This window comes from Sedimentibacter sp. B4, from assembly GCF_000309315.1.
In the GTDB taxonomy this organism is placed as follows: Bacteria; Bacillota; Clostridia; order Tissierellales; family Sedimentibacteraceae; genus Sedimentibacter; species Sedimentibacter saalensis.
In genome coordinates this window covers 1-233 of sequence record NZ_CANG01000433.1, presented here as the reverse complement: position 1 = coordinate 233, position 233 = coordinate 1, and the positions used below count along the sequence as shown (strand labels likewise).

Below are 233 nucleotides of genomic sequence, written 5' to 3'. Positions count from 1 at the left end.
CCGTGCTCTCGGCCACCCGGTCGAGAACCGGCTCGGCACTGGCTACCTCGACGCCCTGCCCCTGAACGGTGACTCCGGCGCCAGCGCCAAGGTGAGTGGCATCGTTGTCGCGCAGGCGCGCGGCGACCAGGCCGTCTACCTCACCGGCACCTCATCCGGGGCGAGCATCTGCTTCCGTTCGGCCGACAACTGGGCCAAGCCGTCCTGCAAGACCTTCCGCAAGGGCGACCAGC

The 233-nt window shown here is 70.0% G+C and carries 1 protein-coding gene; it reads left to right on the top strand.

Annotation, left to right across the window (positions count from 1 at the left end; translation table 11 throughout):
- Positions 1-233 (top strand): hypothetical protein (locus BN358_RS26515; RefSeq protein ID WP_198018432.1); only part of this gene is annotated, 233 nt, incomplete at both ends.